This is a genomic window from Leclercia sp. CFBP8987 (genome assembly GCF_034044995.2).
Classification (GTDB): domain Bacteria; phylum Pseudomonadota; class Gammaproteobacteria; order Enterobacterales; family Enterobacteriaceae; genus Enterobacter; species Enterobacter tamurae.
The window spans coordinates 1,189,670-1,204,424 of record NZ_CM188255.1; the positions used below are offsets into that span (position 1 = coordinate 1,189,670).

Annotated in this window: 12 protein-coding genes; 9 read left to right on the top strand and 3 right to left on the bottom strand. The window is 59.4% G+C overall.

The window, feature by feature from the left end; translation table 11 throughout:
- The first annotated feature begins 237 nt into the window (after positions 1 to 237).
- From SOM40_RS05560 to SOM40_RS05570, 3 genes are all read left to right on the top strand, one after another.
- Positions 238 to 2,949, top strand: coding sequence for a cation-transporting P-type ATPase (locus tag SOM40_RS05560; protein WP_414672289.1), 2,712 nt, complete (start codon positions 238 to 240; stop codon positions 2,947 to 2,949).
- A gap of 120 nt (positions 2,950 to 3,069) precedes the next feature.
- On the top strand, positions 3,070 to 4,146 hold the full coding sequence (locus SOM40_RS05565) for an efflux RND transporter periplasmic adaptor subunit (RefSeq protein ID WP_320530664.1): 1,077 nt from the start codon (positions 3,070 to 3,072) through the stop codon (positions 4,144 to 4,146).
- A 9-nt stretch (positions 4,147 to 4,155) separates the two neighbouring features.
- Positions 4,156 to 7,254, top strand: coding sequence for an efflux RND transporter permease subunit (locus SOM40_RS05570; protein ID WP_320530665.1), 3,099 nt, complete (start codon positions 4,156 to 4,158; stop codon positions 7,252 to 7,254).
- Here SOM40_RS05570 and SOM40_RS05575 read toward each other — a convergent pair.
- Positions 7,241 to 8,362 carry a YbdK family carboxylate-amine ligase gene (locus tag SOM40_RS05575; RefSeq protein WP_106992260.1) on the bottom strand — a complete coding sequence of 374 codons (1,122 nt, stop codon included), beginning with the start codon at positions 8,360 to 8,362 and terminating at the stop codon, positions 7,241 to 7,243. The two genes, SOM40_RS05570 and SOM40_RS05575, sit on opposite strands and share 14 nt — an antisense overlap.
- Positions 8,363 to 8,509: 147 nt before the next feature.
- Between SOM40_RS05575 and SOM40_RS05580 the strand changes: the two genes are divergently transcribed.
- The 6 genes from SOM40_RS05580 to SOM40_RS05605 all read left to right on the top strand — a co-directional run bounded on the left by SOM40_RS05580 (position 8,510) and on the right by SOM40_RS05605 (position 11,714).
- Complete coding sequence (locus SOM40_RS05580) at positions 8,510 to 9,004, top strand: GNAT family N-acetyltransferase (RefSeq protein ID WP_320530666.1); 495 nt, start codon at positions 8,510 to 8,512, stop codon at positions 9,002 to 9,004.
- Between the two features lie 44 nt (positions 9,005 to 9,048).
- The gene (locus tag SOM40_RS05585) at positions 9,049 to 9,294 is read left to right on the top strand and encodes a YmjA family protein (protein ID WP_106992262.1); all 246 of its coding nucleotides are present in this window, start codon (positions 9,049 to 9,051) and stop codon (positions 9,292 to 9,294) included.
- A 97-nt stretch (positions 9,295 to 9,391) separates the two neighbouring features.
- Positions 9,392 to 9,874, top strand: coding sequence for a cold-shock protein (locus SOM40_RS05590; protein WP_320530667.1), 483 nt, complete (start codon positions 9,392 to 9,394; stop codon positions 9,872 to 9,874).
- Between the two features lie 236 nt (positions 9,875 to 10,110).
- Entirely contained in the window at positions 10,111 to 10,824 is a 714-nt protein-coding gene (locus SOM40_RS05595) for a GNAT family N-acetyltransferase (protein WP_106992264.1), read from the top strand.
- Between the two features lie 240 nt (positions 10,825 to 11,064).
- On the top strand, positions 11,065 to 11,217 hold the full coding sequence (locus SOM40_RS05600) for a Hok/Gef family protein (RefSeq protein ID WP_106992265.1): 153 nt from the start codon (positions 11,065 to 11,067) through the stop codon (positions 11,215 to 11,217).
- A gap of 344 nt (positions 11,218 to 11,561) precedes the next feature.
- On the top strand, positions 11,562 to 11,714 hold the full coding sequence (locus SOM40_RS05605) for a Hok/Gef family protein (RefSeq protein ID WP_142488559.1): 153 nt from the start codon (positions 11,562 to 11,564) through the stop codon (positions 11,712 to 11,714).
- 96 nt (positions 11,715 to 11,810) lie between these two features.
- On the opposite strand, the gene SOM40_RS05610 is transcribed toward SOM40_RS05605, so the two are convergent.
- Together SOM40_RS05610 and SOM40_RS05615 are read right to left on the bottom strand one after the other, a co-directional pair.
- On the bottom strand, positions 11,811 to 13,310 hold the full coding sequence (locus SOM40_RS05610; RefSeq protein WP_320530668.1) for an FGGY family carbohydrate kinase: 1,500 nt from the start codon (positions 13,308 to 13,310) through the stop codon (positions 11,811 to 11,813).
- A 14-nt stretch (positions 13,311 to 13,324) separates the two neighbouring features.
- A complete protein-coding gene (locus tag SOM40_RS05615) occupies positions 13,325 to 14,743 on the bottom strand; it encodes an L-fucose/L-arabinose isomerase family protein (RefSeq protein ID WP_166181805.1) in 1,419 nt (472 codons plus the stop codon).
- Positions 14,744 to 14,755 lie beyond the last annotated feature (12 nt).

Here is a 14,755-nt window from a genome sequence, read left to right on the forward strand (position 1 = left end):
GCCCGCGATAAATCCCAAACATGCTTACCTCTCGTTTAGTTTCGGTTTAGAAATAATTTGTAAAAATCACTCTATTGAAATGAAACGTTATCTGTTTAATGCCATCGACAGAAATAATAGTGCGTTAAATTAATTGTCCTGACAACCCATTAAATTAACGCCCGACGATTTATAAAAGCAGACATGGAATTCAGGCTTTTGCTCACCGCAAATTGAAGGAGCTGAAATATGACCAAAATGCATCATACCCACACGCCCCGGTCCAACCCGGGCCACGCACCGACGCAGGCTTATCAGCAGACCGTCGAACAGACCCTTGAGGCACAGCGCAGCACCGCTGCCGGCCTGAACCGCGCCGAGGCGCAGGCACGCCTGCAGCAGCATGGCCCGAATGCCCTGCCGGAAAAAAAAGCCAGACCAGCATGGCTGCGTTTTCTGGCCCATTTTAACGACGTCTTAATTTACGTCCTGCTGGCCGCCGCGGTATTAACTGCCATTATGGGCCACTGGGTCGATACGCTGGTGATTCTGGGTGTGGCGGTGATTAATGCCTTAATTGGTCATATTCAGGAGAGTAACGCCGAGAAATCCCTGAGCAGTATCCGAAATATGCTTGCCAGTGACGCGCGCGTTATTCGTGAGGGCGTTCACGAAACAATACCGACAACTGAAATAGTTCCCGGGGATATTATTGTATTGCGCGCCGGGGATCGTATTCCGGCAGATATGCGGGTCATTGAAGCGCATAATTTACGCGTGGAAGAGGCGATCCTGACCGGTGAATCCACGGTGGTCGATAAACATATTAAGCCCTTAACCGGAGAATTAACCCTCGGCGACCGCACCAATCTGCTGTTTTCCGGCACCACCGTTAGCGCAGGCGGCGGCATGGGCGTGGTGATTGCCACTGGCCAGGAGACCGAACTGGGCCACATCAACCAGATGATGGCCGGCATTGAAAAGCACCGCACCCCGCTGCTAGTGCAGATGGACAAACTCGGCAAAGCCATCTTCGGCCTGATCATGGCGATGATGGTCGCGCTGTTTGTCTTCAGCCTGCTGCTGCGCGATATGCCGATTGGCGAGCTGCTGCTGTCGTTAATCAGCCTGGCAGTGGCCGCGGTACCGGAAGGTTTGCCAGCCATTATCTCGATTATCCTGTCGCTGGGCGTGCAGGCGATGGCGCGTAAGCGGGCGATTATCCGCAAACTGCCTACCGTAGAAACGCTCGGGGCGATGACCGTGGTCTGCTCGGACAAAACCGGCACCCTGACCATGAACGAAATGACCGTCAAAGCGATCATCACCGCCGACAGTTGCTATCGCGTCGGGGGTGACAGCTATGCTCCGGAAGGCAATATCTGCCTTGAGGGTAGCGACGAGCCGGTGCAGATCCAGCCGGGCACCGTGCTGGAGCAGTATCTGCGCACCGTCGACCTGTGTAACGACAGCCAGATGATTCAGGACGAGCGCGGCCTGTGGGGGATTACCGGTGGGCCGACCGAAGGCGCGCTGAAGGTGCTGGCGGCGAAAGCCCACCTCACACCGGTCATGACCACGCTTATCAACAAGATCCCGTTCGACTCGCAGTACAAGTACATGAGCACCCACTACCAGATCGGCAGTGAGGAGCAGATCCTGATCACCGGCGCGCCGGACGTGCTTTTCGCCCTCTGCTCGCAGCAGCAGACCCGTCACGGAGCCGAAGCCTTTAACCGCGCCTACTGGGAAGCGGAGATGGAGCGTTATGCCCGCCAGGGGCTGCGCATGGTGGCTGCGGCGTTCAAACCGGCCAACGGCGAGCAGTCGCTGACTCACGACGATCTCAGCCACGGCCTGATCTTCCTCGGCATCGCCGGAATGATGGACCCGCCGCGCCCGGAGGCGATCGACGCTATTCACGCCTGCCAGCAGGCGGGGATCCGCGTGAAGATGATCACCGGGGATCACCCCCAGACCGCGATGAGCATCGGCCAGATGCTGGGGATCACCAACAGCGCCCAGGCGGTGACCGGCTATCAGCTGGAGCATATGGATGATACTGAGCTGGCGAAAGCGGCGGTGGAGTATGACATCTTCGCCCGCACCAGCCCGGAGCATAAGCTGCGTCTGGTGCAGGCCTTGCAGGAGCAGGGCGAGATCGTCGGCATGACCGGCGACGGTGTGAACGACGCTCCGGCCCTGCGCCAGGCGGACGTGGGCATCGCCATGGGCATCAAGGGCACCGAAGTGACCAAAGAGGCCGCCGACATGGTGCTGACGGACGATAACTTCGCCACCATCGCCAGCGCGGTGAAAGAGGGGCGTCGCGTCTACGACAACCTGAAGAAGACCATTCTGTTCATCATGCCGACCAACCTCGCGCAGGGGCTGCTGATTGTGATTGCCCTGCTGGCGGGGAACATCATTCCGCTGACGCCGGTGCTGATTTTGTGGATGAACATGGCGACCTCAGCCACGCTCTCCTTCGGCCTCGCCTTTGAAGCCGCCGAGCGCAACATCATGCGTCGTCCGCCGCGTCAGACCGGACAGCACGTCATGGATGCCTATGCTGTCTGGCGCGTGGCCTTCGTCGGGACACTGATTGCCGTCGCCGCCTTTGCGCTGGAAGCCTGGCTGGCCCCGCGCGGCCACAGCGCGGAGTTCATTCGTACCGTGCTGCTGCAGATGCTGGTCTGCGCCCAGTGGGTCTACATGATTAACTGCCGCAACACCGAAGGCTTCTCCCTCAACCGCGGCCTGCTGGCGAACAAAGGGATCTGGCTGGTAACGGGCGTGCTGCTCCTGCTGCAGCTGGCGATTATCTACCTGCCGTTTATGCAGATGCTGTTCGGCACCGAAGCCCTGCCGCTGCGCTACTGGGGTGTCACCCTGGCCATAGCGAGCGCGATGTTCTTCATTGTCGAAATCGAGAAGCGACTGACCCGCAGGTTCCGTAAGGCTGCATAACAAAAACCTTACCCCTCACCCTAACCCTCTCCCCAAAGGGGAGAGGGGATAGTCCGGTTTTCTCCCTCGCCCCTTTGGGGAGAGGGCCGGGGTGAGGGGACAAACACCGAGATAATCCCGATGAAACGCATTTTCCTGCGCGCCGCCCTGACCAGCGCACTCCTCGCCTGCACCCTGCAACCCGCCTTCGCCGCCATTCCCGTGCGTGTCGCCACCGTGGAGCAGACCGCCCACGCCGCCGAGCGCCAGATCCCGGGCCGCGTTGAAGCCATTCACACCGTTGAGCTGCGGGCCCGCACCGAGGGAGCGATCACCAGGATTCACTTCCGCGACGGGGAGTATGTGAAAAAAGGTGACCTGCTGTTTGAACTGGACGATGCCGAGCCGCGTGCCGCCGTGCGTCTGGCCCAGGCCGAGGTGAAGAGCGCCGAAGCCACCCTGCGTCAGGCGCAGCAGCAGCTCTCCCGCTTTGAAAGCCTGGGCAACAACAACGCCATCAGCCGTCACGATGTGGATAACGCCCGGATGCAGCGCGACGTCGCCAGCGCGGCGCTGGAGCAGGCCAGAGCCCGGCTTGAAACTCGCAACGTCACTCTGGCATACACGCGCATTACTGCGCCAATTGATGGTCGCGTGGGGCACAGCCGCTTCCACGTGGGCAGCCTGGTGAATCCTGCAAGCGGCGTGCTGGTGGAGGTGGTGCAGCTCGACCCGATCCGCATCGCCTTTGCGCTGGAGGAGGGGACGTTTGCCACCAAAGCCGGACAGCATGCGGATATCAGCACCATGAAAAAAGCCTGGCGGGCCCTGATAGAGAGCAACGGCCAGCGCATCAGCGGGGAACTGACCTCGGTGGATAATCGCATCGACCCGCGCACTGCCAGTGTGATGCTGCGCGCCGAGTTCGCCAACCCACGGCATCAGCTGCTGCCCGGCGGGAATGTGAATCTGTTTCTGCGCCCGGCAAGCGAGGAGCCGGTGCTGACCCTGCCCGCCGCGGCGGTGCAGCAAAACGGCGACGGATTCTTTGCCTGGGTGGTTAACGCTGACGACAAAGCAGAAATGCGTCCGCTGAACGTTGCCGGGCAGATCGGCCAGCAGTTTCAGATCGCCTCTGGCATCGCGTCCGGTGAGCGAGCGATTACTGACGGCGCGCAACGGGTACAGCCTGGCGCAGCCGTCCAGATATTGAATTAAGGAGCCATCATGCTGACGTTTTTCATCAAACGCCCGCGCTTTGCGATGGTGATTGCGCTGGTTATCACCCTGCTGGGGGCCATCGCGTTGAAGATCATTCCGGTGGAGCAGTATCCGCAGATCACGCCGCCGGTAGTAAATGTCTCGGCCAGTTGGCCCGGCGCCAGCTCGGCCGACGTGGCGGAGGCCATCGCCACGCCGCTGGAGACCCAGCTTAACGGCGTGGATCACATGCTGTATATGGAGTCCACCAGTTCGGACGAGGGCGCATACAGCCTCAACATCACCTTCGCAGCGGGCACCGATCCGGATCTGGCCGCCATCGACGTTCAAAACCGCGTGGCGCAGGCGGTGGCGCAACTGCCCGCCGAGGCGCAGCAAAACGGCGTCCAGGTGCGCAAGCGCGCCACCAACCTGATGATGGGGGTAAGCCTTTACTCACCGAATAAGACACACTCGCCGCTGTTGGTCAGCAACTACGCCAGCACCCAGGTGCGTGAGGCGCTGTCCCGCCTGCCGGGCGTCGGGCAGGTGCAGATGTTTGGCGCACGCGACTACAGCATGCGCATCTGGCTGCGTCCGGACCGCATGAACGCCCTCAACGTCACCACCGACGACGTGGCCCAGGCCCTGCGCGAGCAGAACGTGCAGGGCGCGGCAGGCCAGGTGGGGACGCCACCGGTGTTTAATGGCCAGCAGCAGACCCTGACCATTAACGGGCTGGGGCGCTTAAATCAGGCCGAAGATTTCGCCGGGATCATTATCCGCGCGGGAGAGATGGGCCAGCTGGTGCGCCTGAAGGATGTCGCCAGTATCGAACTTGGCTCGCGCAGCTACAGCTCCGGCGCACAGCTGAACGGGCATGACTCCGCCTATCTCGGCATCTATCCCACGCCGTCCGCCAACGCTCTGCGCGTGGCCGACGCGGTGCGCGCCGAGCTGGAGCGCTTGTCGACACGTTTTCCGGACGATCTGACCTGGGAAGTGAAGTTCGACACCACGCAGTTTGTCGCCGCGACCATCAAGGAGATTGGCGTCTCGCTGGCGCTGACCCTGCTGGCGGTGGTGGTGGTCGTCTCCCTGTTCCTGCAGAGCTGGCGCGCGACGCTGATTGTGGCCCTCGCCATTCCGGTGTCGCTGGTGGGCACCTTTGCAGTGCTCTATACGCTGGGATACTCGGCCAACACGCTCAGCCTGTTCGCCATTATTCTGGCCCTGACCATGGTGGTGGATGACGCCATCGTGGTGGTGGAGAGTGTGGAAACCCTGATGGCAGAAGGGCAGAGCCGCACGGCGGCCACCGCGCTGGCCCTGCGTCAGATTGCCGGGCCGGTGATTGCCACCACTCTGGTGCTGCTGGCGGTATTTGTCCCGGTGGCGCTGCTGCCGGGGATTGTCGGCGAGCTCTACCGCCAGTTTGCGGTGACGCTTTCCACGGCGGTGACCCTCTCAAGCCTGGTGGCGTTGACCCTGACGCCCGCGCTTTGCGCGCTGCTGCTGCGTCCGCGCCCTGAGCGTCCGGCGGCGATTTACCGTGGCTTTAACCGCGGGCTGGATGCGACGCGCAACCTTTACACCCGGATTGTCAGCGCGTTCAACCTGCGCCCGTGGCTGGCGCTGCTGGCGACAGCAGGCGCGGCGGCCGTAGTGGTGTTCAGCTTTATGTCGATGCCAAAAGGCTTCCTGCCCCAGGAGGATCAGGGCTACTTCTTCGCCAGCGTTCAGCTGCCGGAGTCGGCCTCGCTGGAGCGTACCGAAGCGGTGATGACCACGGCACGCGAACTGATTGCTAAAAATCCGGCGGTGGAGGATGTGATTCAGGTCTCCGGGTTTAACATTCTCAACGGCACCAGCGCCTCCAACGGCGGCTTTATCTCCGTGATGCTGAAGGACTGGAGCGAGCGTCCCGCCCTGGATGAGGTGATGGGCACCCTGCAGCGCCAGCTGCTGGCCCTGCCGGAGGCGACCATTATGACCTTTGCCCCGCCGACGCTGCCGGGGCTGGGCAACGCCTCCGGTTTCGACCTGCGCATTCAGGCCCAGGCAGGGCAGAGCCCGGCGGAGCTGGAGCGCGTCACCCGACAGGTGCTGGCGAAGGCCAACCAGCATCCGCAGTTGAGCCGGGTGTTCACTACCTGGAGCAGTAACGTACCCCAGCTGACCCTGACCGTTGACCGCGAGCGCGCCGCGCGCCTTGACGTGCCGGTCTCGCGCATCTTCAGCAGCCTGCAAACCGCCTTTGGCGGCACGCGAGCCGGGGATTTCAGCGTCAACAACCGCGTCTACCACGTGGTGATGCAAAACGAGATGCAGTGGCGCGAGCGCGCAGAGCAAATCAGCGAGCTGTTCGTGCGCAGCAACAATGGCGAGCGGGTGCGCCTGAGCAACCTCGTCACCATCACCCCGACCGTCGGCGCGCCGTTTCTGCAGCAGTACAACCAGTTCCCGTCGGTGTCGGTAAGCGGCTCGGCGGCAGAAGGGGTGAGCAGCAGCACGGCGATGGCGGCGATGGCTGAGCTTCTGGCGGATAACCTGCCTGCCGGGTACGACTACGCCTGGAGCGGGATGTCGTATCAGGAGCAGCAGACCGGGAATCAGGCGATCTGGATCGTGTTGGCGGCGGTGGTGATGGCGTGGCTGTTCCTTGTCGCCCAGTATGAGAGCTGGACTTTACCGGCGAGCGTGATGCTCTCGGTACTGTTCGCCATCGGCGGGGCGCTGGTATGGCTGTGGGCCGCCGGATACGCTAACGACGTGTATGTGCAGATTGGGCTGGTGCTACTGATAGCCCTGGCCGCCAAGAACGCGATTCTGATCGTTGAGTTCGCCCGCGCGCGGCGGATGGAGGGGATGGCGATTGTCGATGCCGCGAGAGAGGGGGCCTCCCGCCGCTTCCGGGCAGTGATGATGACCGCGGTGTCGTTCATTATCGGGGTACTACCGATGATGCTGGCGAGCGGGGCGGGGGCCCAGAGCCGCCGCATCATCGGTACCACGGTGTTCAGCGGCATGCTGGTGGCCACCGTGGTAGGGATTGTCTTTATCCCGGCGCTGTTCGTGCTGTTCCAGCGCCTGCGCGAGTGGGGACACCGGCTTACGGACTCGTAGCCCACAGTTCGGCATGTTTTTGCACTAAGGAGATGAGCGAGCCACCGTCTGCGATAAAGTCCCGCATGCGCTGCGCCTCGCTCTTGCCCTGCTTAAGCATCAGGGCAATTTCCTGAATCGCGCTTGTGGCACCCAGCTTCTCGGCGGACAGCGCGACGCGCTCCAGTAGCCAGGCGAGATCCTCGGCGATGGTTTTCTGCTCCCCGGTATGCACGTCCGTCAGGATCCCCGCTAACCCGTAGCGACAGGCCTGAAAACGGTTGAAGCGGTAGAGTAAGAAATCCTGCTCCTGATGCTTATAAGGCCGCGTGGTCAGCAGCCAGTGCGAGGTGGCCTGAATCAGCCCGGCGATGTTGATGGCATGGGCCAGCGTCAGCGGCGTATCCATCACCCGCACCTCGACGGTGCCGAAATGCGGGCTCGGGCGAATGTCCCAGTGCAGATCTTTAATGCTGTCGATCATGCTGGTGTGGCTCAGGCGGCGAAACAGCCCCTCGAACTCCTGCCAGCTGTTGACCCACGGCATCAGGCCGTTATCCGGGAACCCGGAGAAGATGTTGAGTCGCGAGGAGGCAAATTTCGTGTCGGTGCCCTGCATATAGGGGGAGGTTGCCGCCAGGGCGATAAAGTGTGGCACGAAGCGCGACAGGCCGTGCAGCAGATAGATGGCCTCATCGCCGGTGCGGCACCCGACGTGGACGTGCTGGCCGAATACCGTGGCCTGCAAGATCAGATAGCCAAAGCGCTCCAGGGTGGCGTTATACCGCTCGTCCTCGCATACCTGCTGACGCTGCCATTTCTGAAACGGATGCGTGCCGCCGCCGCAGATCTGGATATGGTGCTCCGCCGCCGCACGCAGAATGCTCTGCTGCATGGCGGAAAATTGCGCCGCCGCCTGGTCGATGTTGTGACACACGCCAGTGGCGATCTCCAGCATGCTTTCGGTGATATCGTGCTTCACCTCTCCGGCTTTGATATCGTTTTTCACGGCGTCGATCAGGGCGGACGAATCCTGGCTCAGATCATAGCCCGGCGGGTTCACCACCTGTAATTCGAGTTCGATGCCGAGGGTGTAGGGCTCAGAGGAATGAAAGTCGGGTAAAGGCATAGCGCACTCCGTTGTCTGTGATGAGTTGAGTATAGACAACGGGTGACGTTCTCCTTCTGACTGTGGGAGAGGCTCAGTCTACCTTGACGCTCCAGAGTCGTTATCGCTATTAATATTGGCCTGATTATTAACGCTAAGGAGTAAGCAATGGTCTCGTTTCGACCCCTGACAGAAGATGAGTATCCTGCTTATCTGGATTATTTTATTGATGATTATGCCAAAGAGATCGCTACAAACTACGGGCTCTCTCAACATGATTCGCTTGCCAGAGCAAAGCAGGAAATTGCCGAAATGCTTCCTGAAGGCGTGAATACCCATGGACACGTTTTACTCTCTCTTGTTGCGCCAATAGATCAGACCGACAGGCATGTCGGTTATCTCTGGTACAAACCCGATACGATGATGCGCTCAGTGTTTATCTATGATTTTCATATTTTCACCTCCTGCCAGGGACAAGGGCTGGGTAAACAGACTCTCCGCGCTCTTGAAGCGCATCTTTGCGAGAAGGGTTTTAAAGAGATCAGACTGCGTGTAGCAGGGGATAATGCCCGCGCCCGGCATCTCTACGAGACCAGCGGTTTTGGAATTACCGGGATCAATATGAGCAAGTCTATTGTCGGGCTCGCGGAAAAAACGCCGTGAGAATGCTATTATCCAGGCAGAAACTGACACCCTGAGGATCCCTTATGAGCAACGACGTACCGATTAAATATTATGACATCGTGGATGAGTACACGACGGAAGCCGCAACGCCGGTGAGCGAAGCAGAGCGTGATCCCCTGGCGCTCTATTTTCAACTGCTGATCACCCGTCTGATGAATAACGAAGAGATCAGCGAAGCGGCGCAGACTGAGATGGCGGTGGAAGCCGGTATTAATGCCCAGCGTATCGATGATATTGCCAATTTCCTCAATCAGTGGGGCAATGAGTAGTTCCTTGTATTAAAGGCGTGGTCTGTGCAGACATTGTGCTTTACACTGCGCGCGGCAAAAGTTGAGTTGATAAACGATTAATTAGGCGGTAACGGTAATGGCGATGAACGGAACAATCACAACCTGGTTTGAAGACAAGGGTTTTGGATTTATCAAAGATGAAAACGGCGATAACCGTTATTTTCATGTGATTAAGGTCGCCAACCCTGAGCTGATTAAGAAAGATGCCGCGGTGACGTTCGAACCCACCACCAATAACAAAGGATTGTCTGCCTTTGCGGTAAAAGTGGTCCCGGAAAGCAAATACATCTTCATTGATGGCGAGCGTCATAAGATCACCTCCATCAAGTCTTACCTCGTCTACAGCGAAGAAGAGTCTGGCGACACCAAACTTGATAAAGAGGTGCTGTCGGTGAAGAGCCTGATGGGTAATATCGCCCCAAAATCAACTGCGAAAGTAAGTGAGATGCGTACGGTGAAAAAACTGGCGATCACCACTTTCCAGGGCAAAACGTTCATCTTCTCCGAAGATGAAATCGATATCGATGCCACGGTGAAACAGCTTAAGAACCTGATGTAATCTGCAGTGCCGGGTGGCGGCTACGCCTTACCCGGCCTATAAATCTCACCCCACCTTGTAGGCCCGTGCAAGCGCAGCGCCGCCGGGCAATAACACTGTTTCATCCGATGTTCCCCTCTAAGCATGACCCTCCGATCAAACACCTGCTGTAGTTTCAGTCGATTCAGCAGTACTGTTATGTCGTCAATCCTGTATTGTGAAATAACAATCTATTAACAAACAAAAAGGGGTAGAGCGTGCCGGAAATTAATATCTGGGGGCAGACCGTTAACGATCCTGTTCCCGACTGGCAAGGGGCCAGCGTATTAGAGCGTGGAGTGCTGGAAGGGCGTTTTTGCCGCCTTGAACCACTGGATGCGGTAGAACATGCGGTAGATCTGTTCGAGGCTTATGCCTTAGGTGATGACAGCGACTGGACCTGGCTTGCCAGCAATCAGCCTGCCAGCGTCGAGGCCACCGTCGACTGGTTGCAGATCAAAGTGCAGGACGAAGGGCTGGTGCCCTTTGCGGTGATCGATCGCCACAGCGAGCGCGCCGTCGGACTGGTCTGTTATATGGCGATTGAACAGCAGTTGGGCTCGGTGGAGATCGGTCATGTCACCTGGTCGCGGAAAATGAAAAACAGCCCGCTCGGCACTGAGGCTGTCTGGCTGCTGTTGAAGTATGGCTTCGAACGCGGCTATCGGCGTCTGGAGTGGAAGTGCGATTCGATGAATATTGCCTCCCGCCGGGCCGCCGATCGCCTGGGCTTTACCTGGGAAGGGCGGCTGCGTCAAAAACTGGTGCGCAAAGGCCGTAACCGCGACAGCGATATGCTGTCGATTATCGACAGCGAATGGCCGGAACGGGATGCAGCTATTCGCGGCTGGCTGGCCGCGGATAATTTTGATGCTGAAGGACGGCAAATCAGGCGGCTTGAGACATTTCATGTTCGCCCGGAATCGGTCTGATTTTTTAGCGACCTGAACGTATTCTGAAAACGCCATTTTACTGGTTAAATATCCAGCTTAAAGGCGATCTTTTCGGCGATTCAAGCGTAATATTGCGGCGGGTGCCTGATGCTTTCTGAGCTCAGGCAGGTGTGGTGAGGCAGAAAGCAAAAGCCCCGGAGATGTTTCCATCAACCGGGGCTACCAAACCAAACCTCAACAATTTGGATGGTAGCCTCTTCTTAGCAAGGAGGCAATGACATGCTTAACAAGTACGCCTTTGCGGCGATCCTGGTCCTGAGTTTAACGGTGCTGGGAGTCACGTTTCTGGTTCACGAGCAGTTATGCGAACTGAGCTTTAAGGAGCGCGATATGGAAGTGAAAGCTGTTCTCGCTTACGAAACGAAGAAGTAGCGGTACGCGGGGAGCAATCCCCGCTTATCCAGTTGTCGGTCTGGTGCAGGCACCCGTTTTTTTGCCCCGTCTGGTGATGAGTCAGGCGGGGCATTTTTATTCTTCAACCGAAGATCTAAACGTATTCTGAAAACGCTATTCTACTGGTTAAATATCCAGCTTAAAGGCGATTTTTTCGACGGTACGGGAGTAATATTGCGGCGGGTGCCTGATGCTTTCTGAGCTCAGGCAGGTGTGGTGAGGCAGAAAGCAAAAGCCCCGGAGATGTTTCCATCAACCGGGGCTACCATCACCAAACCTAGACAATTTGGATGGTAGCCTCTTCTTAGCAAGGAGGCAATGACATGCTTAACAAGTACGCCTTTGCGGCGATCCTGGTCCTGAGTTTAACGGTGCTGGGAGTCACGTTTCTGGTTCATGAGCAGTTATGCGAAGTGAGCTTCAAGGAGCGCGATATGGAAGTGAAAGCTGTTCTCGCTTACGAAACGAAGAAGTAGCGGTACGCGGGGAGCAATCCCCGCTTATCCGATTGTCGGTCTGGTGCAGGCACCCGTTTTTTTGCCCCGTCTGGTGATGAGCCGGACGGGGCATTTTTACGTCCTGACCCGCGCAACCGTCTCCTGCCAGGCCTGCCAGCGGGTCTGCAACCGGGCGTGACGCGCCATATCCGGGCTAAAAGTGACATGTTCCGGCAGATACTGGCGCAGCTGCGCGGTGGTCAGATTGAACAGCGCCTTACGCGCCAGCAGCGCTGCCCCCATCGCGGAAAGTTCTGCCACGTCGCTGCGCATCACCGGGCAGCCGAGGAGGTCCGCCTGATACTGCATCAGCCAGTCGTTTTTCGTCGGCCCGCCGTCGACCATCAGCGCGTTCAGGCTAAAGCCCGGATGAACGCGCATCGCCAGCACCACGTCGGCAATCTGATAGGCGATCGACTCCAGCGCCGCGCGGATCAGGTGCGCTCGCTTCACCCCCCGGCTCAGGCCGTGGATCATGCCGCGGGCGTTTTCATCCCACCATGGTGCGCCGAGGCCGGTAAGGGCGGGAACAAAATAGACCCCGAGGGTCGAGTCCACCGAGCGGGGCAGGGTGTTCAGCTCATGGGCCAGCTCCGCCTGCGACAGCTCGCTTAAACCGGTGCTGTCCGCCATCCACGCCACCGCATCGCCGGTGTGGGGAATATTGCCCTCCAGACCGTAGACCAGATTGTCACCGTCATGCCACGCCACGGTAGTCGCCAGGGCGCTGACGTCGCAGCGAGCGGAAGAGACCGGCGCCATCACTGACGAACCGGTGCCATAGGTGGCTTTCACGCAGCCTTCGGCGCCCAGACCGTGGGCAAAGAGCGCGGCGTGGGAATCACCGATCATCGCCATTACCGGCAGTCCGTCCGGGATCGACGAGCAGCCGCGGGTGTAACCAAACAGGCCGCTGGAGGGCTTGATATCCGGTAGCGCTGCTCGCGGGATGGCAAACAGCGCCAGCATCTCCGGGTCCCAGTCCGCAGCGTGCAGATTCATCAGCTGGGTGCGGGCGGCGTTGGCATAGTCGCAGCTGAAGGCCTGACCCTGGGTCAGGTTCCACAGCAGCCAGCTGTCGACAGTGCCGAGGCAAATCTCGCCCCGGGCGGCACGCTGCGCACCGTCGGGAGTGTTATCCAGCAGCCAGCGCATTTTGGAGGCCGAAAACAGCGGCGCGATGGGTAAGCCGGTCGCTGCTTTGATGTTCGGTCCGTGGCCCTGCTCACGCAGCTGGTGGCAAAAGGCCGCGGTGCGGGAGCACTGCCAGCTGAGCGCCGGGGCAATTGGCTTGCCGGTTGCCCGATCCCAGCCCACCACGGTTTCACGCTGATTGCTGATCGCCAGGGCGGCAACCCGGTCTACTCCGACGGTGGCAATAGCCCGGGCCACCACCTCAAGCGAGGCTTCAACCAGCAGTTCAGCGGATTGCTCCACCCAGCCTTCGTGCGGGGTCTGGATCGCCAGCGCCCGGGAGAAGCTCGCCACCACGTGCCCGTTTGCGTCCAGCGCCACCGCTTTGGCATTGGTGGTGCCCTCGTCGAGGGCAATAATGATGTCCTTGTTCACCGACATAGCGGCCTCCGGCCTTAACGATGGAGATAAGTTGAGACGCCGAGGTAGCGGGTGAAGGCCTCATGCAGGATCTCCGCGCTGGCGGAGTGGTTCATCGCCACGTGGTGCTCAAAGCCGTTGCGGCAGATCCAGTTCAGCAGGTTCTCCAGATGCGGAACCTGGATCACCGCCCGGCAGCCCACGGTGTCGAGCGGATCGTCCACCGACTGGCCCTGGCCGACGTACGCTTTGATCTCCCCGGTGAGATCGTCGGTGCTCAGGCGGAAATAGGTCAGCGGCCCGCTTTTCAGACGACCGTGGACCGCGCCGCAGGTGTTCTCTTTCCCGACGGTGGTGCCGATGATATCGGCGGTGCCCATATGTGGGGATTCGAGGCTGGAGGCGGCAAAGTTCCCGCAGTGGAACAGAACGCATTTGTCGCGATCGTCGCCGAAATTATTATTCCAGTCGGCAATCGAGGCCGGATTCATATTGCTGCTGGCCAGGGCGAACATCGACAGCGCCCCCATCACGTCCACTTCACAGGCGCTCGGCATCAGCTGCCCGGACATCACGCTCATGATCGAGCAGACGTTAATCCCGAGGTTCTCCTGCAGGGAGGTCCAGCACTGAATGGCGGTGGTATCAATGTCGTTGGCGACCACCCACTCACTGATGACCACAAACAGCTTCGCCATGGTCACCAGCTTGTCGGCCGGAATACGGCTGGCGTCGGCATTGTCGATCAGGATCCGGCGTTTTTCATCCACCCGAATATCGTCATCGCGCAGGGTTTTAATCCGGGTAAAGACTTCAGACAGGTCGAGGGTTTCCACCGCAATGCCCAGGCGTTCCAGCAGTTTCTCGCTGTAGCGCACGGTGTTAAAGCCTGCCGGACGGGCACCGATCGCCCCCACGCGCACGCCGCGCATGCTGGTGACCACGCGGCACACCTGTTCGAAGCGCCGCAAATCCTGCTCAAATACCTCGCCGGTCAGAGCGCAGACGTGCTGGGTAGTGAGGGTGAACGGAATGCCGTACTGACGCAGGTTGTTGCACAGGGAGATCTTGCCGCAGAAACTGTCCCGGCGGGTTGCCAGCCCCATTTTGTCGAGGTTGTCCTCCTCGGCCTGGACCAGCACCGGCACGTTCAGGCCGGAGAGACGCAGGGTTTCCGCAATCGCTTTTTCATCGCCGAAGTTGGGCAACAGCACCACCACGCCGTGAATGCGATCGCGATGAGCGCGAAACAGTTCGGCGCAGACTTTGGCATCCTGACGGGTTTCGACGCCGCCGAGTTCGGTCTGGCTCGGATCGAGCATGATGGTGTTAATACCCAGACGGCCAAACAGGGCAATCGCCTGCTCGCGCGCTTCTGCCACCAGATAGCTCGGGAAAAATCCGCGGTTACCGATGATCACGCCCATCGTCAGTTGTTGAGGAATTCGGGACATTGCATTTCTCCA

Bases quoted from the DNA above. Each gene is read 5' to 3' on its own strand.
- SOM40_RS05570 (WP_320530665.1), top strand. From the start codon at position 4,156: ATGCTGACGTTTTTCATCAAACGCCCGCGCTTTGCGATGGTGATTGCG.
- SOM40_RS05565 (WP_320530664.1), top strand. From the start codon at position 3,070: ATGAAACGCATTTTCCTGCGCGCCGCCCTGACCAGCGCACTCCTCGCC.
- SOM40_RS05605 (WP_142488559.1), top strand. From the start codon at position 11,562: ATGCTTAACAAGTACGCCTTTGCGGCGATCCTGGTCCTGAGTTTAACG.
- SOM40_RS05600 (WP_106992265.1), top strand. From the start codon at position 11,065: ATGCTTAACAAGTACGCCTTTGCGGCGATCCTGGTCCTGAGTTTAACG.
- SOM40_RS05560 (WP_414672289.1), top strand. From the start codon at position 238: ATGCATCATACCCACACGCCCCGGTCCAACCCGGGCCACGCACCGACG.
- SOM40_RS05580 (WP_320530666.1), top strand. From the start codon at position 8,510: ATGGTCTCGTTTCGACCCCTGACAGAAGATGAGTATCCTGCTTATCTG.
- SOM40_RS05575 (WP_106992260.1), bottom strand. From the start codon at position 8,362: ATGCCTTTACCCGACTTTCATTCCTCTGAGCCCTACACCCTCGGCATC.
- SOM40_RS05585 (WP_106992262.1), top strand. From the start codon at position 9,049: ATGAGCAACGACGTACCGATTAAATATTATGACATCGTGGATGAGTAC.
- SOM40_RS05615 (WP_166181805.1), bottom strand. From the start codon at position 14,743: ATGTCCCGAATTCCTCAACAACTGACGATGGGCGTGATCATCGGTAAC.
- SOM40_RS05610 (WP_320530668.1), bottom strand. From the start codon at position 13,310: ATGTCGGTGAACAAGGACATCATTATTGCCCTCGACGAGGGCACCACC.
- SOM40_RS05590 (WP_320530667.1), top strand. From the start codon at position 9,392: ATGGCGATGAACGGAACAATCACAACCTGGTTTGAAGACAAGGGTTTT.